The organism is Cognatundibacterium jejuense, assembly GCF_014284255.1.
Taxonomy (GTDB): Bacteria; Pseudomonadota; Gammaproteobacteria; order Burkholderiales; family Burkholderiaceae_D; genus Undibacterium; species Undibacterium jejuense.
The window spans coordinates 143,126-166,651 of sequence record NZ_JACOFV010000002.1 but is presented as its reverse complement, the minus strand read 5'-3'; the positions used below and the strand labels follow the sequence as shown (position 1 = coordinate 166,651).

20 protein-coding genes are annotated in these 23,526 nt (G+C 47.6%); 6 read left to right on the top strand and 14 right to left on the bottom strand.

Annotation, left to right across the window (positions count from 1 at the left end; translation table 11 throughout):
• Positions 1-184: 184 nt before the first annotated feature.
• A complete protein-coding gene (locus H8K32_RS03180; RefSeq protein WP_186911033.1) occupies positions 185-1,285 on the top strand; it encodes an aromatic ring-hydroxylating oxygenase subunit alpha in 1,101 nt (366 codons plus the stop codon).
• A gap of 231 nt (positions 1,286-1,516) precedes the next feature.
• Positions 1,517-2,374 (top strand): sulfurtransferase, encoded by an 858-nt coding sequence (locus tag H8K32_RS03175; RefSeq protein ID WP_186911032.1) that lies wholly within the window; start codon positions 1,517-1,519, stop codon positions 2,372-2,374.
• Positions 2,375-2,452: 78 nt separating this feature from the next.
• Here the strand turns inward: H8K32_RS03175 and H8K32_RS03170 are convergent, their stop codons facing one another.
• A complete protein-coding gene (locus tag H8K32_RS03170) occupies positions 2,453-3,205 on the bottom strand; it encodes a ZIP family metal transporter (RefSeq protein WP_390312936.1) in 753 nt (250 codons plus the stop codon).
• 134 nt (positions 3,206-3,339) lie between these two features.
• Complete coding sequence (locus H8K32_RS03165) at positions 3,340-4,221, bottom strand: dienelactone hydrolase family protein (RefSeq protein WP_186911031.1); 882 nt, start codon at positions 4,219-4,221, stop codon at positions 3,340-3,342.
• Between the two features lie 455 nt (positions 4,222-4,676).
• On the opposite strand from H8K32_RS03165, the gene H8K32_RS03160 reads away from it, so the two are divergent.
• Both H8K32_RS03160 and H8K32_RS03155 read left to right on the top strand, forming a co-directional pair.
• Complete coding sequence (locus H8K32_RS03160; protein WP_186911030.1) at positions 4,677-6,113, top strand: sensor histidine kinase; 1,437 nt, start codon at positions 4,677-4,679, stop codon at positions 6,111-6,113.
• A 309-nt stretch (positions 6,114-6,422) separates the two neighbouring features.
• Positions 6,423-8,120, top strand: a complete 1,698-nt coding sequence (locus H8K32_RS03155) for an L-lactate permease (protein WP_186911029.1) — start codon at positions 6,423-6,425, stop codon at positions 8,118-8,120.
• 57 nt (positions 8,121-8,177) lie between these two features.
• Here H8K32_RS03155 and H8K32_RS03150 read toward each other — a convergent pair whose 3' ends face one another.
• From H8K32_RS03150 to rbsK, 8 genes are all read right to left on the bottom strand, one after another.
• Entirely contained in the window at positions 8,178-8,576 is a 399-nt protein-coding gene (locus H8K32_RS03150) for a cytidine deaminase (RefSeq protein WP_186911028.1), read from the bottom strand.
• A gap of 73 nt (positions 8,577-8,649) precedes the next feature.
• The gene (locus tag H8K32_RS03145) at positions 8,650-9,492 is read right to left on the bottom strand and encodes an isopenicillin N synthase family oxygenase (protein WP_186911027.1); all 843 of its coding nucleotides are present in this window, start codon (positions 9,490-9,492) and stop codon (positions 8,650-8,652) included.
• Positions 9,493-9,501: 9 nt separating this feature from the next.
• Positions 9,502-10,494: a nucleoside hydrolase gene (locus H8K32_RS03140; protein ID WP_186911026.1), complete on the bottom strand. Its 993-nt coding sequence runs from the start codon at positions 10,492-10,494 to the stop codon at positions 9,502-9,504.
• A 155-nt stretch (positions 10,495-10,649) separates the two neighbouring features.
• Positions 10,650-11,621 (bottom strand): ABC transporter permease subunit, encoded by a 972-nt coding sequence (locus H8K32_RS03135; protein ID WP_186911025.1) that lies wholly within the window; start codon positions 11,619-11,621, stop codon positions 10,650-10,652.
• Positions 11,618-12,697: an ABC transporter permease gene (locus H8K32_RS03130; protein ID WP_186911024.1), complete on the bottom strand. Its 1,080-nt coding sequence runs from the start codon at positions 12,695-12,697 to the stop codon at positions 11,618-11,620. The genes H8K32_RS03135 and H8K32_RS03130 overlap by 4 nt, the downstream gene beginning before the upstream one ends.
• An 80-nt stretch (positions 12,698-12,777) precedes the next feature.
• Entirely contained in the window at positions 12,778-14,307 is a 1,530-nt protein-coding gene (locus H8K32_RS03125; protein WP_186911023.1) for an ABC transporter ATP-binding protein, read from the bottom strand.
• A 110-nt stretch (positions 14,308-14,417) separates the two neighbouring features.
• The gene (locus tag H8K32_RS03120) at positions 14,418-15,413 is read right to left on the bottom strand and encodes a BMP family lipoprotein (protein ID WP_186911022.1); all 996 of its coding nucleotides are present in this window, start codon (positions 15,411-15,413) and stop codon (positions 14,418-14,420) included.
• 245 nt (positions 15,414-15,658) lie between these two features.
• The gene (rbsK, locus tag H8K32_RS03115) at positions 15,659-16,588 is read right to left on the bottom strand and encodes a ribokinase (protein ID WP_186911021.1); all 930 of its coding nucleotides are present in this window, start codon (positions 16,586-16,588) and stop codon (positions 15,659-15,661) included.
• Between the two features lie 423 nt (positions 16,589-17,011).
• Between rbsK and H8K32_RS03110 the strand changes: the two genes are divergently transcribed.
• Positions 17,012-18,139, top strand: coding sequence for a carbohydrate kinase family protein (locus H8K32_RS03110; RefSeq protein WP_186911020.1), 1,128 nt, complete (start codon positions 17,012-17,014; stop codon positions 18,137-18,139).
• Positions 18,124-19,038, top strand: a complete 915-nt coding sequence (locus H8K32_RS03105) for a pseudouridine-5'-phosphate glycosidase (RefSeq protein ID WP_186911019.1) — start codon at positions 18,124-18,126, stop codon at positions 19,036-19,038. Before H8K32_RS03110 ends, H8K32_RS03105 begins: the two co-directional genes overlap by 16 nt.
• Before the next feature lie 117 nt (positions 19,039-19,155).
• Here the strand turns inward: H8K32_RS03105 and H8K32_RS03100 are convergent, their stop codons facing one another.
• From H8K32_RS03100 to accB, 4 genes are all read right to left on the bottom strand, one after another.
• The gene (locus tag H8K32_RS03100; protein WP_186911018.1) at positions 19,156-20,517 is read right to left on the bottom strand and encodes a DUF3426 domain-containing protein; all 1,362 of its coding nucleotides are present in this window, start codon (positions 20,515-20,517) and stop codon (positions 19,156-19,158) included.
• A gap of 5 nt (positions 20,518-20,522) precedes the next feature.
• Positions 20,523-21,434, bottom strand: coding sequence for a 50S ribosomal protein L11 methyltransferase (gene prmA / locus H8K32_RS03095; protein ID WP_186911017.1), 912 nt, complete (start codon positions 21,432-21,434; stop codon positions 20,523-20,525).
• 165 nt (positions 21,435-21,599) lie between these two features.
• Complete coding sequence (gene accC / locus H8K32_RS03090; RefSeq protein WP_186911016.1) at positions 21,600-22,967, bottom strand: acetyl-CoA carboxylase biotin carboxylase subunit; 1,368 nt, start codon at positions 22,965-22,967, stop codon at positions 21,600-21,602.
• A gap of 66 nt (positions 22,968-23,033) precedes the next feature.
• Entirely contained in the window at positions 23,034-23,492 is a 459-nt protein-coding gene (accB, locus tag H8K32_RS03085; protein WP_186911015.1) for an acetyl-CoA carboxylase biotin carboxyl carrier protein, read from the bottom strand.
• Positions 23,493-23,526: the final 34 nt, after the last annotated feature.

The following is a 23,526-nucleotide window of genomic DNA, read 5'->3' as shown; positions in this document are numbered from 1 at the left end:
CAGAATTTATACGAATTTGGAGCAAATTTCATTTTTTCAGGTATAATTTTGGGTTCTGTCCAAAATTTCCTCTTCAAGTCGTTTGATCGTTTGAATTTTTGGCTGGTCTGAAACCCCAGTCGAAAACAGGTTTTTGTGGATTCTTTCTCTCTTAGGTTGGTGCAAATTAATTTGGGGGGTGGGGATGTCCGATCTGGCTTCTTTGTCTACACTCGCGCGTTCTGACGCGCAACTTCCGGTGCATGTGTATTTTGACGAAACGTTGTTGCAACGTGAAATCAAAGACCTGTTCCAAGCTGGTCCACGTTACGTCGGTCATGAACTGATGGTACCCAACGTGGGTGACTTTGCGACTTTACAGTCCGAAAATGAAGGTCGTATGCTGGTGCGCAATGCGCATGGCATCGAGCTGATGTCTAACGTCTGTCGTCATCGTCAGGCGCTGATGTTTAACGGCCGTGGTAACACTAATAATATCGTTTGTCCTTTGCACCGCTGGACCTATGACCTCAAAGGTGAGCTCATCGGTGCGCCACATTTTGCTGACACGCCGTGTCTGAATTTAAAGCGCACGCCATTACAAAACTGGAATGGTCTGTTGTTTGAACAAAATGGTTATAACGTGATGGAACGCATGGGACAACTCAGCGTGACCAAAGACCTTGATTTCACTGGCTATATGCTGGATCACGTGGAAGTGCATGAATGTGATTACAACTGGAAAACTTTTATCGAAGTTTATCTGGAAGATTATCACGTCGAACCATTCCATCCTGGTCTCGGTAGTTTTGTGACTTGCGACGATCTGCGCTGGGAATTCGGCGAAGATTACAGCGTACAAACCGTTGGTGTGAATAGTGGTTTGCTCAAATCAGGTTCCGAAAAATACCGTAAGTGGCAAGAGCAGGTGCTGCAATTCCGTAATGGCGAACCACCAAAATACGGTGCCATCTGGTTGACTCTCTACCCGAATATCATGGTCGAATGGTATCCACACGTTCTCGTAGTTTCTACCTTATGGCCGACTGCGACCGGTAAAACCCGCAATGTGGTTGAGTTTTATTATCCCGAAGAAATCGTGCTTTTCGAACGCGAATTCATCGAGGCAGAACGTGCTGCGTACATGGAAACTTGTATCGAGGATGATGAAATCGGTTTGCGTATGGATGCCGGCCGTAAAATTTTGCTCGATCGTGGTGAAAATCAGGTTGGTCCGTATCAGTCACCGATGGAAGATGGTATGCAACATTTCCACGACTGGTACCGTCGCCGTATGTCGTTTTAAATTGCTTTTGTACGGCGGGTGCATCTCCCTTACAAAAATCTCCAAAAAGCACGCTCGGAATGGCGTGCTTTTTTTTCGTCCCTACATCTGCCAATGACATCTCAGCCAAAACAATGTGATATTGTCGTAGTGCTTAAGTTGGTATCGAGTATCCAAATTCGACTTGAATATGAGAGTTAGAATTTGCATCCCGCCCATAATTTCAACACTGAACACATTGCGGAGTTGCCCATGCACTTACCTACATATTCCACGCTGATCAGCGCACAAGATTTATTTACTCATATCAGTGACGAACGTTGGGTGATTCTCGATTGTCGACATGACTTAATGGATACCAATGCTGGTTCTCAGGCTTACGCGGCTGGGCACATACCACAAGCCCAATTTGTGCATCTTGATCAATCACTATCAGCACCTAAAGTGAGTGTTGATGGCGTGTTTCGTGGTCGCCATCCTTTACCAGACAAGCAGCAGTTCATACAAACTTTGCGTCGTTTAGGTATTAGCAATGACACCCAGGTGATTGCCTATGATGCACATGGCGGCATGTTTGCGGCGCGTTTATGGTGGATGTTACGTTGGGTTGGTCATGCCGCTGTGGCAGTATTGGATGGTGGCATACCTGCCTGGAACGCGTTGTCTTTGCCACTTACGACGGATGTTCCACTTGCACGTTCTGGTGCAATGACGGAGCAAACATCGTTGGTCGCTCAAGTTGATGTGGCTGCGGTATTTGCGAACATCACTAGTGCAGAATTTATTTTGGTTGATGCGCGGGCAGCTGATCGCTATCGCGGTGAAAATGAAACGATAGATCCGGTAGGTGGACACATTCCCGGTGCGCTGAATCGCTTCTTTAAAGACAATCTGCAGGCGGATGGGCACTTTAAAACAGCAGATCAATTACATGCAGAATGGTCTGCCTTGCTAACACGACCAGAAAAAGCAATCATGCAATGTGGATCTGGTGTTACTGCCTGCCATAATTTACTAGCCTTAGAAGTTGCCGGACTCAAAGGTGCATCCTTGTACCCCGGGTCATGGAGTGAGTGGTGTTCGGACAGTAGCCGTCCAGTTGCGCGTTAAACAAAAATGGGAACACACGTTCCCATTTTTTATGACTGATGTGGTCGCCGTCAGGGCGGTTATACGTCAATTCTATAATTAATGATTTCTGGTGACAAAGAGCACAATCAATACGCCAAGCGTAACCAGAATAATCTGCGGAATCGTTTCTTTCAGTGTTGTTCTGCGCTGCATTTGCGGCATCAGGTCGCTGACGGCAATATAGATGAAGCCGGAAGACGCACAGACCAGTACGTAAGGAATCATGCCATTCGCGTGTTCCAGGGTGTAGTAGCCAAGCACGCCGCCCAGTACCCCCATCATGCTGCAAGCAAGATTGTACAAATACGCGCGGGTACGGCTGAATCCGGCATTCAGTAAGACAATAAAGTCGCCTATTTCTTGCGGTATTTCATGTGCGATGATGGCAAACGCTGTGACAAAACCTAACTGTGGATTCGCTAAAAATGCCGCGGCAATCAGGATGCCATCGGTAAAATTATGCATCCCGTCGCCGACTAAAATCATCCAGCCAGCTTTACCTGCCTCATGGGCATCATGGCCATGTTCGTGATGGTGCCCGTCTCCTTCGTGGTGATGCGAATGACGCAAAATAGCAAATTTTTCTAACAGAAAAAATGCCAGCAGGCCACCGAGCAGACAAGCGAACAAAGTGTGTGGATCAGCTTTGGATTCAAATGCCTCTGGCAAAGCGTGTAATAACGATGTGGATAACATAATACCAACCGACAACGCTACCATCCGTTCTACCATTTTGGCGAGCAGTGAAAACGAAAAAATCGCGGCGGCAGTAATACTTAATACACCAGCGAGTGACGTGGTGATTAGTATGGAAATCAGCGTGGAGTGAATTTTAAACCTCAGGTTAATTTGCAACTAGGTTGCAAATTAGAACACAGAGCCGGAGTTTCTGCAAATCCGGCTCTGTTTTTATCATCAGATTGATTGTTCTGAACTCGTCAGTATCAGACTACGCCGTGTGTTTTAAACCATGCCACGGCGCGTGACCAGCCATCTTTAGCGTCTGCTTCTACGTAGCTAGGGCGGTAATCCGCATGGAAGGCATGTCCCGAGTTATCAAAGACCTTAAACTCGGAACCACTTTGGCCTTTTGCCAAGGCTTCTTTCATTTGTTCTACGGTAGACACCGGAATGCCAGTATCTTTGGCGCCATATAAGCCAAGAATAGGTGTTTTTAAATTTGCGGCAATATCAATCGGATTGTTTGGTGACAACGGTGTTGGATCACTCACCAGACGCCCGTACCACGCTACTCCTGCTTTGACTTTTGGATTGTGAGCAGAATACATCCAGGTAATACGGCCACCCCAGCAAAAACCAGTGATTCCCAATCGTGACACATCGCCACCATTATTTTCTGCCCAGGCTACCGTTGCATCCAGATCTTCCATAACCTGGGCGTCGGGTACCTTGGCAATGATGTTTTGAATGAGTTCTGCGACGGATGGGTATTGATTGACATCACCCTGACGAATGAACAAATCTGGAGCGATCGCCAGATAACCCAGTTTGGCAAAGCGTCTGGCGACATCGGCGATATGCTCATGTACACCAAAAATTTCGGAAATGACCAAAATGACAGGAAGCTTATTTTTACCCTGGGGTTTAGCGAAATACGCTGGTACTTGCTGCCCTTTGACAACTAACTTGACCGTGCCGTCTTCGAGGCCGGTCTTATCGGTTTTTATGACGGTTTGCGCACACACTGGTAATGCGGCAGCTGCAAAACCAACACCCACCGCCGTTTGTATAAAATTACGGCGATTCATTGGTTCAGATTCATCAGAACTTCCTGTCAAACTGTTAAACTCTTGGCGATGTTGCATCGTTTTCTCCAGTACGGTTAAGGATCGTCATTTCACAGACTCTCAGGGCAAGACCAATTTCCTGACATATCTTAGCTTGAAATTCTTTGGTTTGATGTAACGTTAACTTGCACCTAACGATTATCTCCGTTTGCTCTGTTTCTGCACGATATGAAGCTGCCATACGCTTGTTATATTTATGTGCCTATAATATTACTTTGAAGATAGATCGTTTTGTACGCATTGTAAAAGTAGCTGGATTTTTAGATGTCTAACGAATCCTTACCCCAAGGTGAGAAATGATTGTCAGGCTGAGCCGATTTTTTCATTCGTTAATTGGTTATTTTACGATAACTGCGGCGGTGTCTTTTTCGCTACTTATTGCGGGTGTTTTTTATGATGGAAACCGTACTCTTAAAACAGCGGTTTTTGAAAATGTAAAATCGAGCATCAATCAAACTTCACAGATACTGAATATGACGGTATCAACCTACGTGATCAGGAACGACCTCAAAACTGTCAAAATCTTTTTTAGTGAAATGCTGGATCAGCATGCTGAAAACGGTTTGATCTATGTCGTTATTCTTGATTCGGAAGGTAAGGTTTTACTGAGCACCTTAAACGCTGAAAATAAACTCGCTATACCAACACCAGAGAGTGCGTTTGAAAACGCAGCCTTAAAAGATGGTGTGATCCATATTCGCAATCCCTTGCTGTTAGCCCATCGTGAAACGGGATTTTTACAATATGGATTTTCTACTAAAAGCTTAATTAACGCGACATCCAGAGAACAACAACGCTCATTGCTCAGAACTTCTGCGATTATGTTGGCGACTTTGATGGTGACCTTGTTTTTAGGCTGGCGTATTTCACGTCGGTTGAAGCAAATGGCCTGCGCCAGTCAAGCAATTGTTTCTGGTCATTACGATCAAAAAATTGATATTTCAGGGCGTGATGAGCTTGCCGCACTGGGTAACGATTTTAATCAAATGGCGTTTGAAATCGATAAGAAAATCAAAGAAATCACCGTCTTAAATCAAACCCTGGAACAACGAGTCGCCCAGCGCACTTCAGAGCTGGAGCTGTCGAATCGATTGCTATCCGATAATTTGCAGTACCTGAAGAACACGCAAACGCAACTGGTAAATTCAGAAAAGCTGGCCAGTCTCGGATCTTTAGTGGCAGGTGTCGCACATGAACTTAATACTCCAATCGGCAATGCCTTGACCGTTGCTACTTCGCTTATCGATAAAGTCAATCAGACGCAGAAAGAATACGCGGCGGGGAATCTCAAAAAATCACTACTGGAACGCCATTTCAATACGCTTAACGAGGCTAGCTACTTACTCACGACAAATATCTTGCGAGCATCAGAATTAATCGTCAGCTTTAAAACGATTGCGGTAGATCAGACTAGCGAATTGCGCAGAAAATTTAATCTAAAAAAACTGATTTCAGAATTAGAGCCCACATTACGTTTGCAATTAAAAAAACGCAAATTGGATTTGAGGGTGGATATTGCTGATGATGTGGTAATGGATAGTTTTCCTGGCCCTTTGACGCAGGTCATTTTTAATTTGTTCAATAATAGTTTGCTCCACGCTTTTGAAGATATGGATGAAGGCGAAATCGAGATTAGTGCCAGTTTGCACGGTTTGACTCAAGATCACGCCCTCATTTGCTTCTCAGATAACGGCGCTGGCATTCCCGAGCAAAATCTTGTGCGCGTGTTTGATCCTTTCTTTACCACCAAATTTGGACAGGGTGGTTCAGGTCTGGGTTTGCATATCTGTCATAACCTGGTCGAGGCGGTGCTAGGTGGTAGTTTGAAAGTAATTTCAGAAAAAGGGCATGGCACTCAGTTTGAAATATTAATTCCTTTGTATGCGCCGGATAACCTCAAAAAAGAGTAATTCAATTTCAATCTACTCTGGGGTTAGATCATTCTTTGTAGGGATTTTTTAATTTTTAAGTCTCGTTATCGACGCTATATATTTGTGATTTTCACGATAAGTCTGGTAATCAGCTTTCTTTAAGGAGCAAGCATGCGCTCATCTTTAACCTGAGCAGCTTACTGTTTTGTTCAAAACTGCTAAAAAATTCAACGATCGCTGAAATTCATTTCATGCTTTTCGAATGATTTTCTGTCATCTACCTGTCGTACCATCCAAAACTCAGAGCCAATCAGGTTCGATGCAAGAATAAAACGACAAGGAGATAAGATGGTCTGGAGTCAGGTGTATGACCCGTTAGGGAACGTATGGTTGTCTGCTTTAATGGCAGCGATACCGGTGGTAGTGATGTTGGCGTGTATTGCCTTTGGTCACATGAAAGCGCATTACGCAGCTGCTTTGGGGCTCATTAGCGCCTTGTTAGTCGCTATCTGGGGTTTCGGTATGCCAGCTGGTTTGGCGTGGAATGCTGCCGGTTTTGGTGCAGCCTACGGACTGTTGCCAATCGGTTGGATTGTACTCAACATCATTTTCTTGCATCAATTGACGATAGAAAATGGCTCTTTTAATGTGTTGCAGGATAGCCTCACCAACATCACAGATGACCGCCGCATACAATTGCTGCTGATCGCATTTTGCTTCGGTGCATTTTTTGAAGGTGCGGCTGGTTTTGGTACTCCGGTCGCCGTCACTGCGGCGATTATGATCGGTCTTGGCTTCTCGCCGCTTGCCGCATCTGGCTTGTGTCTGATCGCCAATACCGCTCCAGTCGCCTACGGTGCGTTGGGTACGCCAGTGATTGCGCTGGCAGCAGTGACCGGGCTTGATCTGATGCAACTCTCCGGCATGATAGGTCGTATCTTGCCTTTGTTTTCTTTACTGGTGCCATTCTGGCTGATCTGGGCGTTTGCAGGCTTCAGAGGTATGTTGCAAATCTGGCCGGCAATTCTGGTCGCTGGCTTGAGTTTTGCGATCCCACAATATCTGGTCTCTAACTATCATGGCCCATGGTTGGTCGACGTGGTGGCAGCGATTGTTTCTATGGTCAGTCTGATCTTGTTCCTGAAAGTCTGGAAACCCGCTAAAGTCTGGACGTCGGTTTCTTTAAAAGGTCATGCAGATGATTCAGGTGTACCAGATGTTGCCAGCGAGCGACCACATGGACATGAAGCCGATGTGGGCGCTGCGATCTTCAAAAAACATGATGGTCGTGCCTTGGTGATGGCATGGATGCCGTGGGTTATTTTGACGATCCTCGTATTTATCTGGGGTGTGCCAGAATTTAAAAAATGGGTTGACGGGATTTCTATTTTAAAAATTCCTTTCAGCGGTCTGAATAATATGGTGCAAAAAGTTGCGCCAGTTGTGACAACACCACATAAGGAGTCTGCGGTCTACGTGCTTAACTGGCTGTCGGCGACGGGTACCGGTATCTTCATCGCGAGTGTATTGAGCGGCGTCATGATGAAGTACCGTCTGCAGGATTTAGTGCGTATTTATCTGCGCACCATCTGGTTAGTGCGCTATTCCCTTTTGACGATCGTCTTGATGCTGGCGTTGGGATATCTGACACGTTATTCGGGTACCGATGCAACCCTGGGAATTGCGTTTGCCCACACTGGTAGCTTATATCCGATTTTCGGTACTTTATTGGGTTGGATGGGCGTCGCTTTAACTGGGTCTGATACAGCAGCCAACGTTTTGTTTGGTGGTTTGCAAAAAACCACAGCAGAACAATTAGGTTTAAATCCGGTATTGATGGCCTCTGCCAATAGTGCTGGTGGTGTGATGGGCAAAATGGTAGATGCACAAAGTATCGTGGTTGCCAGTACTGCGACACGTTGGTATGGACATGAAAGCAGCATTCTGCGTTTCGTATTTTTCCATAGCTTGGCTTTAGCGGTGTTGGTTGGCTTGTTTGTGTTCTTGTTGGCTTACGTGCCGCCGTTTACTGCACTGGTACATTGATGTGTGAATAAAGACCCATGTCCTGCTTGCGGGACATGGGTACAAAGCTACCTCTATTTATTCCGGCTTCAAATAAAACGCATCTGGCAACTGCGCACCAGCGGTCGTTTCTTTGACATCGCCTTTGATATTTGTTAACACGACTTCCAGTTCCGGACCGCCGAGTTCAATGATCACCTGACGGCATGCACCGCATGGAGCGATCGGACCCTCGGTGTCGCCGGTCACGGCGATTTTGGCGAAATCGCCAGGGCGATAACCTGCTGCAACGGCGCTAAACAAAGCGGTGCGTTCGGCACAATTACATAATCCGTACGACGCATTTTCTACGTTGCAGCCATGAAAAACTTTACCGTCTTTGGTCAGCACTGCAGCGCCGACTTTGAATTTTGAGTAAGGTGCGTACGCGCGTTCACGAGCAATGTTTGCTTCGGTGATCAGTTCTTGAGTATTCATTTTTTATTCCAGTGAAAAAGGCATGTCGTTCAACGGCATGCCTTTGTTTTATAACGTCACTAATCGTGAGGTATTATTTTTTAACGCCTAATTCACGTAGACGTTCTTGCAGGTAGCTACCCGATGTGTGGCGCTCAGAGAGCACGACATCAGGACGTGGATGCAAGAATAGCGGCAAAGAAATACGTGATTTCTTCGCTTCTTCGCCCGTTGGATTAAGTACGCGATGAATTGTCGAAGGATAGTAACCTTGCGATGCTTCATCGAGCATGTCGCCAATATTGACGATCAACATACCGAAATCACATGGTACGTCATGCCACGCGTCATCCTTGCCTAACACTTGCAAACCGGCTTGAGTCGCCGCTGGCAAGACCGTCAGCAAATTGATGTCGCCATGGGCTGCCGCACGCACTGCATCTGGCTCTTCGTCGCCGCGTAATGGCGGGTAGTGCAATACGCGTAACAAAGTCAGATCACTGTCTGTAATCATGTCAGACAAAGGCATAGAATATTTGGCTTTAATCTCTGCAGGGGTATGATCTTCTACCCATTGCAATAACTCTGCTGCCAGCTTAGAGCCTTCGACATAGTATTCGCGTGCTGCATTCGATACTTCAGAGGGAACGCGACCCCATGGGTAAACGTGATAGAACTCTTTTAAGTCACGTTTAGCGAAACCCTTGGCTGTTTCAGAAATTTTTGGCGAAAAATAGCCATCCATTTTTTCAGCATCAAATGTGTATTGATTCTTCGCATCCGTCTGGAAGAATTCATACCATTCCTGATAAATGGTGTTGAGCAGATTTTGCGACAAAGGGTGGTTCGTTAACACGCCAAAGCCGGTTTGATGCAGGCTTTCAGTGAATTTTCTGGCGGCATCCGGATCACGATAATCAACTGGTTGAATATGCATGATGGCTCCTTAGTTGCTCAAAGGTGCTTGCAGCCAATTGCTGCTCAAGGTTGCATCGATCAGTTTGGAGCACGCTTCTGCATCGACCTTCATGCATACGCGGGTTTCTGGTTTGCTGGCTTCCCAACCTGCTTGTGGATACGGGATAGGCAGTTTTGCCATCATTGTCTGACCATTGCCGATACCTTCTTTGGCAACGCGTACGCGGCCAGATTGGGTTTCGAAAATTTCTGGTGCAACCAACCAGACAAACGCCAAAACGTCATGACCGTAGCAAGCATGGCCCAGATCTGGACGAATGCTTTGGTAGAAGTTGGCGTAGAAGTTCACAGCGTGGGATAAAGTATCCATCGCCACGTGTTTATGATGTTGCGCCAGACGTGCAAAGAATGTCGAAGGCAATACTACGCGGTGTGTGACATCCAGACCAACCATAGTCAGGTCCCAACCAGCGGTAAATACCAGATCAGCAGCGTCAGGATCGTTCCATACGTTAGCTTCCGCCACTGGGGAAACATTGCCTGGTTCATCAACGGCACCCGCCATCAAGACAACTTTTTTCAACAACTTAGGCAGTTGTGGTTCCATCTTCAATGCCAGGCCCAGATTGCCCAATGGACCGACTGCCACCAGCGTAATTTCACCTGGATGTTGGCGTGCCATTTTGACGATGAATTCTGCGGCGCTTTCAACTTCTGCTTTGCCACCGACTTCGATACGTGAAGGCAGATTGCCCAAACCGTCAGCACCGTGAATGAAGTCAGGTGGTGTACCAGCTGCTTTTGCCAATGGAACGTTCACACCTTGCGCTACTGGAATATGGCGGCCAGCGATACGTGTCAGATACAGCGCGTTGATAGTTGCCTGCTCAACGTAGACGTTACCAAAAGTCGTGGTGATACCAACGACATCGATATCCGGATGCGCGAGTGCAAAGTACAGCGCCATTGCATCATCTACACCTGGGTCGGTATCAAAAATGACTTTGTGTTTTGTTTGCATGGATGTTCTCCAAAAAATAACTCCGGCTGGCCATTGGACAGAACCCAGACGCGAAGCGATTTGTTGCGGTTGACCCGGTTCAAGGAGGCCGTAAATTGCGCTTTTCCTGAAACTGATCTGACTGTGTCCGTGGTGACAGCCAGATCATCAATTCTTTATCGTGATTTTACAAATGGTACGCCGATGGCTTTTGGTGCTACCGATTTTGCCATCAGACCTGCCAGTACGATGACGGTAACGACATACGGGATCATCTGAATTAATGAGCCAGGGACTTTACCGATCACAGGGAAAACCACGCCTTCAATTTGTACTTGCAAGGCGGTGAAGAAACCAAACATCAGGCAACCCAATGCGGTTTGCAGCGGACGCCAGTTACCAAACACCAATGCCGTCAATGCCAGATAGCCGTTACCAGCCGACATATCACGTAAGAAAAATCCGCTTTGCACGATGGATAAATAAGCACCTGAAAACGAGCACAGTACGCCAGCACAGATCATTGCCATAAAACGGGTGCGCTCAACATTCACACCAGCCGCATCAGCCGCATGGGGGTTCTCACCCACGGCACGCAAACGCAGGCCAAAGCGGCTGTGATACAGCACCCAGTGCACCAGAGGAATCAAGCCAAATGCCAGATAGACTAAAACACTATGCCCGCCAAGCAGCTTCGTGTAAAACCAACCGAAAAACGGAATATTGGCGACCGCTGCAGAGCCAGGTAAAACGATGTCGAACAAGCGTGCTTCACCCAGATCAGGTGTACGGCCACCTTGCGTAAAGAAAAACTGTGCCAGCACGAAGGTCAGTCCGCTTAACGCGATATTGATCGCAATACCAGCGACCAATTGATTCCCTTTTTGCGTAATGCTGACAAAGGCTTGTATCAGGGCGATGAGAACCGATACGCCCACACCTGCCAATACGCCCAGCCATGGATTTTGTGTGGTAAATGCAACGGCGGCAGAAACAAATGCAGAAGCTAACATTTTGCCTTCGAGTGCCAGATCAACCACCCCACTGCGCTCGGCAAACAAGCCTGCCATGGCGGCGAACATCAGTACTGGGGCATTGCGGATGGTGGACACCAGTATGCTGGAAAATTGAAAATCATCAAACATCATTTTTCCTTACGTTTTAACAGTGCGGACAGAGCTGGCGCATATAGATTTTCCATCGCACCGCAGAACAAAATTATCAGACCTTGAATGAAAATAAAGGTCTCTGGTGGAATATTTGGTTTTTCCAATGAAAGGTCAAATCCGCCTTGTATCAATGCGCCAAATAAAATGGCAGACAAAAAGATACCGACCGGATGTTGGCGACCCATCAAAGCAATCGCAATCCCGATAAAACCAGCGCCGGCAGGGAAGTTCAGGTTCAGATAGTGCGTAGAACCCATCACAGAATTAACCGCCGCCAAGCCCGCTAAGGCACCGGAAATCATCATTGTCACGATGATGGTCTTTTTGATTGAAATACCTGCATAGTGTGCTGCATGCTGATTCAAGCCAGTGGCGCGCAGTTGATAGCCCCATGTGGTGCGCCATACCGCAACACCGTAAATCACCAGAGCCACAATAGCGAGAAGGAAACTGATATTCAACGGTGTTTCGCCCAGAATCGGAAACAAGCCATTTAATTTTGGTAACCAGGAGCTGTTAGCGAACAAACGACTTGCAGGATTTTGCTGGCCATCCGGAATCATCAAGATGATCAGGTAGTTCATCAGGTTAGCAGCAATAAAGTTAAACATAATCGTCGTGACGACCACGTGACTGCCGCGTTTTGCTTGTAAGTAGCCAGGCAAAAATGCCCACGCTGCACCAAAAATCGCACTGCTAGCAATCGCTAGCGGTATTAAAATCCAGCCCGGTAAATGCGTATCTAATGCAAGTATTAACAGCGTCAGGCCCAAGCCACCGATATACATTTGACCTTCACTACCGATATTAAACAAACCTGCTTGCATCGCTACCGATACTGAAAGACCAGTAAAGATAAAGGTCGCAGCGTAAAACAAGGTATAGCCCAGACCTTCAGGGTCAAGCACTGCTGCATTGACCAGAATTTGTAATGATTCTATGGGATTTTCTCCCAGTAAATAAATTACACCTGCCGCCACCAGCAGGGCAGATAACAAATTCAGTAAAGGCAGGGCAAAGGTACTGGCCCAACGGGGCAGGTCGGCTTGATTCATACGTGTAAACTTTATCGTCGCTGTTAGCTATCTATTTTTCGGAACTTATGTCGGGGTATTGGAAATGGTGGCCAGTCGCACTAATGTTTGTGCAAACCACCCATCAATAAGCCGATACGGGTTGCATCAAATTCTTCCACTTTCAATTCACCGGTGATCGCACCGCTGGACATGACTAAGATGCGGTCAGCCAATGCGCGGACTTCTTCCAGTTCTACCGATACCAACAAAATGGCAACACCCGCATCACGCATCGCCAGTAAGCGCGCGTGCAAGCTTTCTATTGTGCCGATGTCAACACCACGGGTTGGTTGGCCGACCAGCATGAGTTTTGGATTGGCATCAATCTCACGTGCCATCACCACTTTTTGCTGATTACCACCGGATAACAAAGCGATACGCAAATGCGGATCAGCAGGGCGCACATCAAATTTGCGCAGCATCTCGTTGCAGTTACTCAGAATTTGTTTGTAATCGAGTAAACCAAACGTTTTGCCTAACTTCTTTTGGTAGCCGAGAAAGCTATTCATCATTACTGAAAAATTTTTGACGACCGCATCACGCAAACGATCTTCCGGTACATGACCTATGCCACGTTCGCGATACACGGCTGGCAAGCCGTCGGCATCTTTGCGTCCAGCATAAGGTAGCGTTTTTCCTTGCATCGTAATCGAGCCGCTGGACGGCAAACGCATGCCACTTAAAATTTCCAGTAACTCGCTCTGACCATTGCCCGAGACACCTGCAATCGCGACGATTTCACCAGCACGGATGTTAAAGTTCAGATCCTTGAGCAAACTCACCTGTTGATCATTGACCAGATTGAGACCTTTGACGTCCAGCACAGTGTCGCCGGGCGCATATGCTGCGCGTGGCAATTGTGTTTCAATCGGGCGACCCACCATCAATTCAGCTAATTGTTCTTTATTGGTTTCAGCGGTGACGACGGAGCCCACGACCGTGCCGCCACGCATCACCGTGACTTCATCGGTGATTTCTAAAATCTCTTGCAGTTTATGGGTGATCAGGATAATAGTCTTGCCTTGCTCTTTGAAAAGACGCAAGACTTCAAACAAAGATGCGGTTTCTTGTACCGTCAACACCGCTGTAGGTTCATCCAGAATCAGGATGTTAGCGCTACGATAAATTTGCTTCAGAATTTCCACACGCTGCTGCACACCGACTGACAAGTCTTGAATTTTATCCAGTGGATCGACTTCGAGATTGTAGCGTTTACAGATGTCGCGCAAGGTTACTTCGACTTCTTTGCGGCGTGATGCCAAACGAAAGCCGCCTTCGCCACCAAGCATCACATTGTCGAGTACCGTCATATTTTCTACGAGCATAAAGTGCTGATGCACCATGCCGATGCCAGAGACGATGGCTTCGTGGCTATTGCGTATCTGTTGTTCCTGACCGTTGATGAGCAACTTGCCGCTATCTGCCTGATAGTAGCCATACAAAATGCTCATCAGGGTCGATTTACCCGCACCATTTTCACCGATGACGCCATGTATCGAGCCCGATTCAATGGAAAAGCTCACATCGCGATTGGCCTGTACCGCACCAAAGCGTTTGGAGATGTGTTGAAATTCGACGGCTGGCTGCATACTTTCGGGATTCCGGATAATGGATAATAAAAATAGGGGACAGAGGTAAATACGCTAGTCTAAAAATTTCGGGGCGCTATCCAACAGCGCCCCGTTTGCCAGATCTTAAATCAGACCGGGCACTTATTTGCATCGCGGAAATCAACTACTTTGATCTTGCCGCTAATAATGTCTTGCTTCGCTGCATTGACACGTTTTTCTACGTCGGCGCTCACTACGCTACGATTGTCTTTATCCAACGCCCAGTCAACGCCGCCTTCTTTCAAACCTTTGTAAGTCACGCCACCTTTCCAGGTGCCGTTTTTAACTTCCATAAAGCTGTCGTAAATCACTTGATCAACGCGTTTTACCATGGAGGTCAGCATATTGCCTGGATGGATGTAGTTTTGATTGGAATCGACACCAATACCTAATTTGCCTTTTTCTTTGATTGCTTGCAAAGTACCCATGCCGCTACCACCTGCCGCAGCAAAGATTACGTCAACACCACGTTCCATTTGAGCGCGTGCCAGCTCACCGCCTTTGGCAGGGTCGTTCCATGCTGCCGTTGTGGTACCAACCATGTTTTGTACAACATCAATTTTGCTGTCGGTTGCTTTTGCACCTTGGGTATAACCGCAAGAGAAGTTGCGGATCAAAGGAATATCCATGCCACCGACAAAGCCAAGCTTTTTCGATTTGCTGGATAAGGCTGCCGCGACACCAACGAGGTAAGAACCTTCTTGCTCTTTAAACAGAACGGAGTTGACGTTATCGCCCTTAGCAACGCCATCAATGATCACAAATTTTGTCTTTGGAAATTCTTTGGCGATATTTTGTACTGCTTGTGCTTGCGCAAAGCCGATAGCTGCAATCAGGTCTACATTCTTACGTGCCAGATTACGCAACATCTGTTCAGCTTGTGTATCGCTGGCGACCTGCACTTCAATGACATTGATTTTGGTTTCTTTTTTGAAACGATCTGCGCCTTCAGAAGCCGATTGATTGAAAGACTTATCAAATTTGCCGCCCGCGTCATAGATTACCGCGACTTTAGGATCAGCCGCGTAGACGCTGCTTGCTGCTAACAGACCAGCCAGAGAAAGGCAAATTTGCTTGAGTTTCATGAGAGCTTCCTTATTCAGATGTCGGGGTGTGAAGGCGATACGCCGCGGTTTTAATCCAGTTTTCTGGTTTCCTGCAGCCGGAAAATATTCGCTGTCACTAGCCTAACATGTCAGCAGCGTTTGCTCTGACATAGAGGCGAAATTTTATCAAATACTGATGTTGCTATGGATATTGCTTATTTTATTGCTTAGTTGTTTGTCTAGCGACTCTGACGGTTAGCACCCAGGCATCGCAAACATAACACTTACATCGCCTTACGTTGCGCCATGAAATCCAGTACTTCCTGACGTTGTGGAATCGATGTTTGAGCTCCTAAACGCGTTACTGTCAATGCGGCAGTATATTGTGCTTCGATACTGGCTTCCAACACGCTAAGGCCGTTGGCAATGCCTACGGCAAATGCACCGACAAAGGTGTCACCCGCGGCTGTTGTATCTAGCACGTCAACCTTCACTGCCGGAATGAACTTAGATCCAGCTTGCTGCGTGATCAGTGCGCCGTTGCCACCCATTGTCAAAATAATAGTCACGATGCCCATTGCCAGCAATTTTTCTGAGGCAGTTTGCGCTGTTACCTGGTCAATGACGCTGATGCCGCTGAGCTGAGAGGCTTCTGTTTCGTTCAGAATCAAGAAATCAACTTGTTTCAAGAGCACTGGGCTCAAATCCTGGGCTGGTGCGGGGTTCAGAATGACTTTGACCCCTTGTTCACGCGCTACTGCAATCGCATGTTCAACGGTAGCAATTGGTGTTTCGAGCTGGCACAGCAATAATTGGGCACCGTTGATACCTGAGCGTGCCGCGTCTATATGTTGACTCTGCAGGCAGGCATTGGCTCCGGCAGCTAAAACGATACTGTTATCGCCGCCATCCTCCACCAGAATGCCGGCGACACCAGTAGCGACACCAGCAACGGTAGTCAGATGAGTAATATCTATGCCTTCAGCAGACAAGCATTGTTTTGAGAATGCGCCGAATCCATCGTCGCCTACGGCACCGATGAAGTTAACTTGTGCACCTTGACGAGCTGCAGCAACCGCCTGGTTGGCGCCTTTGCCGCCAGGAATTTGGCGAAATTCATGGCCATGTAAGGTTTCGCCAAGCGCAGGCATGCGCGGAGTGCGAAAGACCAAATCCATATTGACGCTGCCGACTACCGTTATGCGTGGCTTCATAATGCTATTTTCTCGATAAAAAGTCATTACGCAATCGTTTGCGCAATCGATTTCGTATTTAACTATGGTCAAATGCGCTCGTCAAGCGCATTCTCAATTTTTGGTGAAATTTTGTGCAATTTTAAGACTTGCGATGCGTCTCCGTGATAGTGCAAGCGGTCATTTTTATGATTTTGATCTCGCTTTTTTTGTGCATTCTCAGCGATCAAGATTGTGGGGCTGATAGCACTGGCTGTCAAATGAGAATTGACTCTGATGCCAGGGATTTTATGTGGATATATTTAAAATTAACTAGAAATTCATTATTCGCAATCCAGATTGACAGTTTTAAAACAAATGTTTATTGTCCTAAACAATTGTTCCATAGGTTTTCCCTTAGTCAGTCTTTTTTAGTCCCTTATCGTCCTTCCATATGCCGCGCTCATGAATAAAACAATATCAAAAAGGGATCTGCTATTTGAATTGATACGCGCAAACCCCTATATTTCACAGCAAGAGCTTGCGCAGCAATTGCAATTATCCCGTTCAGCGGTCGCTGGTTATGTCGCTAATTTAACAAAGGACGGTCGCATTCTGGGGCGTGCTTATGTATTACCTGACGGTCGCCCGATTATTTGTATAGGTGGTGCAAATATCGATCGCAAATTGCGTAGTAAAGCGCCATTACAGATGGGTACCTCTAATCCGGTCAGTCAGGATGAGAGCTTTGGTGGCGTGGCGCGCAATATTGCTGAAAACCTCGCCAGGCTCGGTTCTTCAGTGCGACTGTTGTGTGCAGTTGGTGATGATGGTGCAGGACAGAGTTTACTGGCGCAGGCCGACTCGGTCGGTATTGATGTGTCCGCAAGCCTGCAAGTCAAAGGTGAATTGAGTGGTAGTTATACCGCTTTATTGAGTGATACCGGTGATCTTGTGTTAGCGATGGCGCACATGGAATTGTGTGAAGCGTTGACGCCGGCTTTCTTGCTCAGTCGTCAGCAACAACGTGCGAATGCCGTCCTGACCGTTGTTGATATGAATTTACCTTCCGATAGTATTCAATTGTTGATTGATGAGGCGAAGCAGAATCAACATCCTCTTGTGATCGTCGCAGTGTCCCAGCCTAAAATGGCGCGTTTGCCGGAGCAGCTCAGCGGCATACGTTTGTTAATATTAAATCAGGGTGAGCTGGAGCAGCGCAGTGGGCGTGTTTTCGCTCACCATGAAGAAATTATCCAGGCTGGACGTCATTTGCAGTCGCAAGGTGTACAAGATGTGATTGTCACTTTAGGTGCTGAAGGCGTATTGTTCAGCAATAGTTTGCATCGTGATGATTGGACGTTTTGCAAAGCTGAAGATGTCGGGGCTGCTGAAGTGGCAGATGTCACTGGTGCTGGCGATGCTTTTACCGCAGGCGTTTGCTGGTCACTCAATGAAGTAGCAGATGACATCTTTCTGGCCTGCCAACGCGGGCTGAAAATGGCTGCGATCACGGTAAGAACAACAACGACGGTTGCGCAAACTTTGCACCCATCATTATTTAACGAGGAAACATCATGCAATCCTATTTGAATTTTTCTGAAGAGGTCCGTGCTGCCAAACTGTCTGGTAAGCCAGTCGTCGCTTTAGAGTCAACCATCATCTCCCATGGCATGCCGTATCCGCAAAACGTGCAGACCGCACGCGAGGTTGAGGCCATTATTCGCGAACAGGGCGCGGTTCCGGCAACGATTGCAATCATCAATGGAAAAATTCACATCGGTCTTTCAGATGCGGAATTAGAACTGCTGGGACAATCCAAAGATGCATTAAAAGTCAGCCGCCGTGATTTGCCGTATGTATTGACCAGTAAAAAACTCGGTGCCACAACAGTGGCGGCGACCATGATTTGTGCAGAATTGGCTGGTATTTCAGTATTTGTTACTGGAGGTATTGGTGGGGTGCATCGCGGTGCTGAAACCAGTTTTGATATTTCTGCAGATTTGCAAGAGTTAGCCCGTACTTCGGTTGCGGTCGTGTGTGCTGGTGCTAAGTCTATTCTAGATTTGGGTTTGACTTTGGAATACCTGGAAACCCACGGAGTACCTGTCGTCAGTGTTGGGCAAGCTGCGTTTCCGGCATTTTTTACTCGTGATAGTGGTTACCGCGCCGATTTTCAATTGGATACTGCTGATGAACAGGCGGACTTTATTCACGCCAAATGGAATCTTGGGTTGCGCGGAGGGATAGTCGTCGCTAATCCGGTTCCGGAGTCTGAGGCGATGCCTAAAGATGAAATTGATGGCATCACTGCGCAAGCTTTGCAAGAGGCGACACAGCAAGGGATTGCTGGCAAAGCAGTCACACCATTTTTATTGAGCCGAATAAAAGAGCTGACTGGCGGCCGTAGTCTGGTGACGAACATTGCGCTGGTCAAAAATAATGCGAAAGTCGGTGCGCAGTTGGCGCTGGCTTTACACAAAAAGCACTAATACCGTAGGGCTACCCAAGCAACATAAAAAGCGGATCACGTGCACTGCGGTGCTGGAGATCCGCTTTTAATTTCACTCTTAAGATAGTGACTGTTCCACGGTCAGACCTACAGGGTTTTACGGATAAAACACGCTGACGTGGTAACCGGAAGCTTTCAGCTTAGGTAATTCAAAATAGAGTTTAATGTTTTGCTGGCTCTTAGGCGCAAAGCCTTTGCTCAGGGCATTTTTATCATTCAGGTAGTCTGACGGGGCAAAGGCTTTTTGCAGCACGGCCTTGTCTTTTTCATCGTTTAACACCAGTTCGACGTGCGGCCATGTCTGTATTGTCGTGCCGTTATTTTGCAGTTGCATGGTCAGTGTAAAAGCCTTTGCATCGGGTGGCGGTGATTCCAGTTCATTCGATTCCAGCGTGATATGTTCTATTTGCGCTGGCAGACCAATCTGGCAATGGATGACACCACAGGCTTGCGTCAGTACCGGACGTGCTTCTGGGAAGTTAGCGGAAATCTGCACCCGGAAAATATATGCTAATTGCAGCAATAAGGCTGGTAGCAAAATCAAACAAGAAAGCAGCATTGCTATCCGTAGTATGCGTCCGCGCTTTTGTTCGCGTTCGGCTTTCCGTACAAAATCTGGCTTGTCTTCCGCTCTCACATCTTCTACGGCATCGCTGACCGAATCTTCGGAAAGTGCCGCATGTTGCGCCAGTGCGGCCTCTGCCTCGCCAATGTAAGGTTCGCGCGGCTCTTCATCTGCTGCATCGGAAGCGAAGCGCAGTGATGCCAGTTCATCATCTGTGGCATTCGCTCGATCTATTTCAGGATCTGGATGTTCTGCCGTATCAGTAACAGACCATGCCGCATCGGTGGAATCGAGGAGGGCGGCTTTGGTATCGAGTTCTGCTTTTGTCGCCAGATTGGCTGGTGGCGTTGCATGGATGCTTGGATCATTTTCGTCTTCACCAAGATCGAAATCGAGTGATGCGGCTGAATCGGGCAGCACTTCTTCTCGCACTTCTTGTTCCGGAGCGCGTGTTTCGCTTAATTGTTCAACTTGTTCACTGACTTCTGCGCCATGACTTACTAACTTGTCGCTGTGCGCGGGAGTAGCATGATCTTCATCCTCATCTGGCGGTAGAATAGGGAACGACTCATCAAACGCTTCTGTATGCTCGACAAGGTTTTCGACTTCCGCTGGCGGTTGTTCCTGAACCGGGCGTTGATGAATAGTCTGTACTTCTGTTTGTACTGCGGCGGCAGGTTCAGATTTGGTGTTTGTTTCCAGTGCAGGAGTCGTCTGATTGCTTCTTGTGATGCCAACTGCCGCTTTGGCGGTATCGAGTGGAATCAGGTGTTCAACACCATTAAAGGTTTGCTGGCACGAGCCACAGCGCACCAGGCCGGCATGCAATTTCAGTTGGTCATTGGCGACTCTGAAAGTAGTCTGGCAGTGGGGGCAGCGAGTGGCTAGTGCCATTGGAATTATCCTGCTAACTGACCAGACAAAGCGACCCAACCTTCATGCTCTGCCCAGACGCTGAGTTGAATAAATGGTGCATAAGCGGCCGCCACTTCTTCCGCCTGACGCGCTAACACACCGGATAAGATTAAAGAGCCACCGGCCGCTACGCGCCCGGCCAGCATCGGCGCCATTAATTTGAGTGGGCTAGATAAAATATTCGCCACAACAACATTAAATTTTTCAGACGCCGGGTGTGCCTCGCCAAATTCGGCCGGTAATGCGTATTCAATGTCGCATTGATTGCGTTCTGCATTGTATTTTGCTGATTCAATCGCTTGTGGATCGATATCCACGCCGACCACATGACTTGCGCCCAATTTTTTAGCGACCATCGCCAGAATGCCTGAGCCACAACCGTAATCTAATACGCTTAAATCTTTTGGTGCGTGCGCTTCCAGCCATTCCATGCAGAGACGGGTAGTGGGGTGGCTGCCGGTACCAAATGCCAGACCCGGATCTAATTCCAATATCAGTGCATCAGCATCCGGGGCATCGTGCCAGCTAGGGACAACCCAGATGTTTTTGCCGATATGGATAGGCGCAAACTGTGATTGCGTCAGGCGCACCCAGTCTTGTTCTTCGACTGGACGAGTGGTGTAAGTTGGTGTTGCTGCCAGGGAGATGGCTGCTGCTGCTTCGGCAACAATGCTTGCATGGTCACTGTCAACTTCAGCTAATGCAACAACGCGACTACGATCCCATGCAGTTTCATCTGGTTCCATACCAGGCTCGCCAAACAAGGGCTTTTCGTCTTCTGTACCTTCGTCTGCATCTTCAACGGAAACTGATAAGGCGCCAGCATCCATCAAAGCGTCTGATAAAGGCTCAGCATGAGCACGTGCTACTTCGATGACAATTTCTATCCAAGCCATGTTATTACTTTCTATTACTTTCTATTCCTACGTTAAAACCAATACACCTAATGCAAGTTGCACAGAGAAAACGCCAAAGGGCAACATCGGGATTTGATATAAAGAATACACTCTATTCTAATCCTTCTGTGCCCTTTGTGCCCCTGTATTACGAGGTCTTAAGCTTTACTTATTTTTCTTCGACAAATCTGGCATGTCTGCCAGTTTATGTTCCAGATAGTGAATATTGGTGCCGCCTTCGATAAAGCGTGCGTCAATCATCAATTCTCTGTGCAGCGGGATATTCGTTTGTATGCCCTCAACGACCATTTCTGATAAGGCGATTTGCATGCGGCGTATCGCTTGTTCGCGCGTTTCGCCGTAGGAAATCACTTTACCTATCATGGAGTCATAGTTAGGCGGTACAAAGTAACCTGCATAAGCATGGGAATCGACACGAATGCCAGGCCCACCCGGTGTGTGCCAGGACGTAATGCGACCAGGCGATGGTGTGAACTTAAATGGATCTTCAGCGTTGATGCGACATTCAATCGAGTGACCTTTGATCGTAATGTCACTTTGTTTGAAACGCAATTTTTCGTTGAAAGCAATGCGGATCTGTTCTTGTACGATATCCACGCCAGTGATCATTTCTGTCACCGGATGCTCAACCTGAACGCGGGTATTCATTTCGATGAAATAGAATTCGCCGTTTTCGTACAAAAATTCAAATGTGCCAGCACCGCGGTAGCCGATTTTTCGGCAGGCAGCAGCGCAACGATCACCAACTTTTTCTATCAGTTTGCGTGGAATGCCTGGTGCTGGTGCTTCTTCGATTACTTTTTGGTGGCGACGTTGCATAGAGCAATCGCGTTCGCCTAGCCAGATTGCATTTCCGTGCTGATCGGCGAGAATCTGGATTTCCACGTGACGTGGGTTTTCCAGGAATTTCTCCATATACACTTCCGGATTGCCAAATGCCGCGCCAGCTTCTGCCTTGGTCATCGTGACTGCATTAAGCAAGGCTGCTTCTGTGTGAACGACGCGCATACCGCGACCACCACCACCACCTGCTGCTTTGATAATGACAGGGTAGCCAACTTTGCGTGCGGTTTGGACGATAACCTTAGGATCGTCAGGCAATGCGCCTTCAGAGCCGGGTACGCAAGGGACGCCAGCTTCTATCATCGCGTGTTTGGCGGATACTTTATCGCCCATCAGGCGAATCGATTCTGCGCGTGGTCCGATGAAAACAAAGCCGGATTGCTCTACGCGCTCGGCGAAATCGGCATTTTCGGATAAGAAACCGTAGCCAGGATGGATCGCTTGTGCGTCGGTCACTTCAGCTGCGCTGATAATCGCAGGCATGCTGAGGTAGCTCAGATTCGATGGTGCTGGGCCGATGCAGACAGATTCATCGGCGAGTTTGACATATTTTGCTTCGCGGTCGGCTTCAGAATGCACAACCACGGTTTTGATACCCATCTCGCGGCATGCGCGCTGAATACGGAGCGCGATTTCACCACGATTGGCGATAAGAATTTTTTCAAACATGATTTAACTTTGCTGTGGCAATGGTTGCAGCTCTTGGTGTCAGTAAATTGAACACGCTAGCCCGGATTAGCCAATGACGAACAGTGGTTGGCCGTATTCAACCGGCTGACCATTTTCGACCAGAATTTGTTTGATCACGCCGTCGAAATCGCTTTCGATTTCATTTAATAATTTCATTGCTTCGATAATGCACAGAGTGTCGCCTTTGTTGACTTGCTTGCCGATATCAACAAACGGAGCGGAACCTGGAGAAGAGGAGCGGTAGAACGTGCCAACCATTGGGGACTTAACGATCTGGCCTTCTGGAATTGCTGCGACTGGCGCTGCTGCTGGCATTGGCGCTGCAGCCATTGGCGCTGTTGGTTGATGCGCTTGCGGTTGCTGCTGCATCATCACCACTTGATTTTGGGGTAATGCGGAAGATTTAACGATGCGGACTTTGCCTTCGCCTTCGGTTACTTCGAGTTCGGCGATGTCCGATTCTGCAACGAGGTCAATCAGGGTCTTGAGTTTTCTTAAATCCATGTGTAATCCCCTTAAAAAAGTAGTTCTGAATTAT

Coding starts and splice junctions, on each gene's coding strand:
- H8K32_RS03180 (WP_186911033.1), top strand. CDS start 185: ATGTCCGATCTGGCTTCTTTGTCTACACTCGCGCGTTCTGACGCGCAA.
- H8K32_RS03175 (WP_186911032.1), top strand. CDS start 1,517: ATGCACTTACCTACATATTCCACGCTGATCAGCGCACAAGATTTATTT.
- H8K32_RS03165 (WP_186911031.1), bottom strand. CDS start 4,221: ATGCAACATCGCCAAGAGTTTAACAGTTTGACAGGAAGTTCTGATGAA.
- H8K32_RS03160 (WP_186911030.1), top strand. CDS start 4,677: ATGACGGTATCAACCTACGTGATCAGGAACGACCTCAAAACTGTCAAA.
- H8K32_RS03155 (WP_186911029.1), top strand. CDS start 6,423: ATGGTCTGGAGTCAGGTGTATGACCCGTTAGGGAACGTATGGTTGTCT.
- H8K32_RS03150 (WP_186911028.1), bottom strand. CDS start 8,576: ATGAATACTCAAGAACTGATCACCGAAGCAAACATTGCTCGTGAACGC.
- H8K32_RS03145 (WP_186911027.1), bottom strand. CDS start 9,492: ATGCATATTCAACCAGTTGATTATCGTGATCCGGATGCCGCCAGAAAA.
- H8K32_RS03140 (WP_186911026.1), bottom strand. CDS start 10,494: ATGCAAACAAAACACAAAGTCATTTTTGATACCGACCCAGGTGTAGAT.
- H8K32_RS03135 (WP_186911025.1), bottom strand. CDS start 11,621: ATGATGTTTGATGATTTTCAATTTTCCAGCATACTGGTGTCCACCATC.
- H8K32_RS03130 (WP_186911024.1), bottom strand. CDS start 12,697: ATGAATCAAGCCGACCTGCCCCGTTGGGCCAGTACCTTTGCCCTGCCT.
- H8K32_RS03125 (WP_186911023.1), bottom strand. CDS start 14,307: ATGCAGCCAGCCGTCGAATTTCAACACATCTCCAAACGCTTTGGTGCG.
- H8K32_RS03120 (WP_186911022.1), bottom strand. CDS start 15,413: ATGAAACTCAAGCAAATTTGCCTTTCTCTGGCTGGTCTGTTAGCAGCA.
- rbsK (WP_186911021.1), bottom strand. CDS start 16,588: ATGAAGCCACGCATAACGGTAGTCGGCAGCGTCAATATGGATTTGGTC.
- H8K32_RS03110 (WP_186911020.1), top strand. CDS start 17,012: ATGAATAAAACAATATCAAAAAGGGATCTGCTATTTGAATTGATACGC.
- H8K32_RS03105 (WP_186911019.1), top strand. CDS start 18,124: ATGCAATCCTATTTGAATTTTTCTGAAGAGGTCCGTGCTGCCAAACTG.
- H8K32_RS03100 (WP_186911018.1), bottom strand. CDS start 20,517: ATGGCACTAGCCACTCGCTGCCCCCACTGCCAGACTACTTTCAGAGTC.
- prmA (WP_186911017.1), bottom strand. CDS start 21,434: ATGGCTTGGATAGAAATTGTCATCGAAGTAGCACGTGCTCATGCTGAG.
- accC (WP_186911016.1), bottom strand. CDS start 22,967: ATGTTTGAAAAAATTCTTATCGCCAATCGTGGTGAAATCGCGCTCCGT.
- accB (WP_186911015.1), bottom strand. CDS start 23,492: ATGGATTTAAGAAAACTCAAGACCCTGATTGACCTCGTTGCAGAATCG.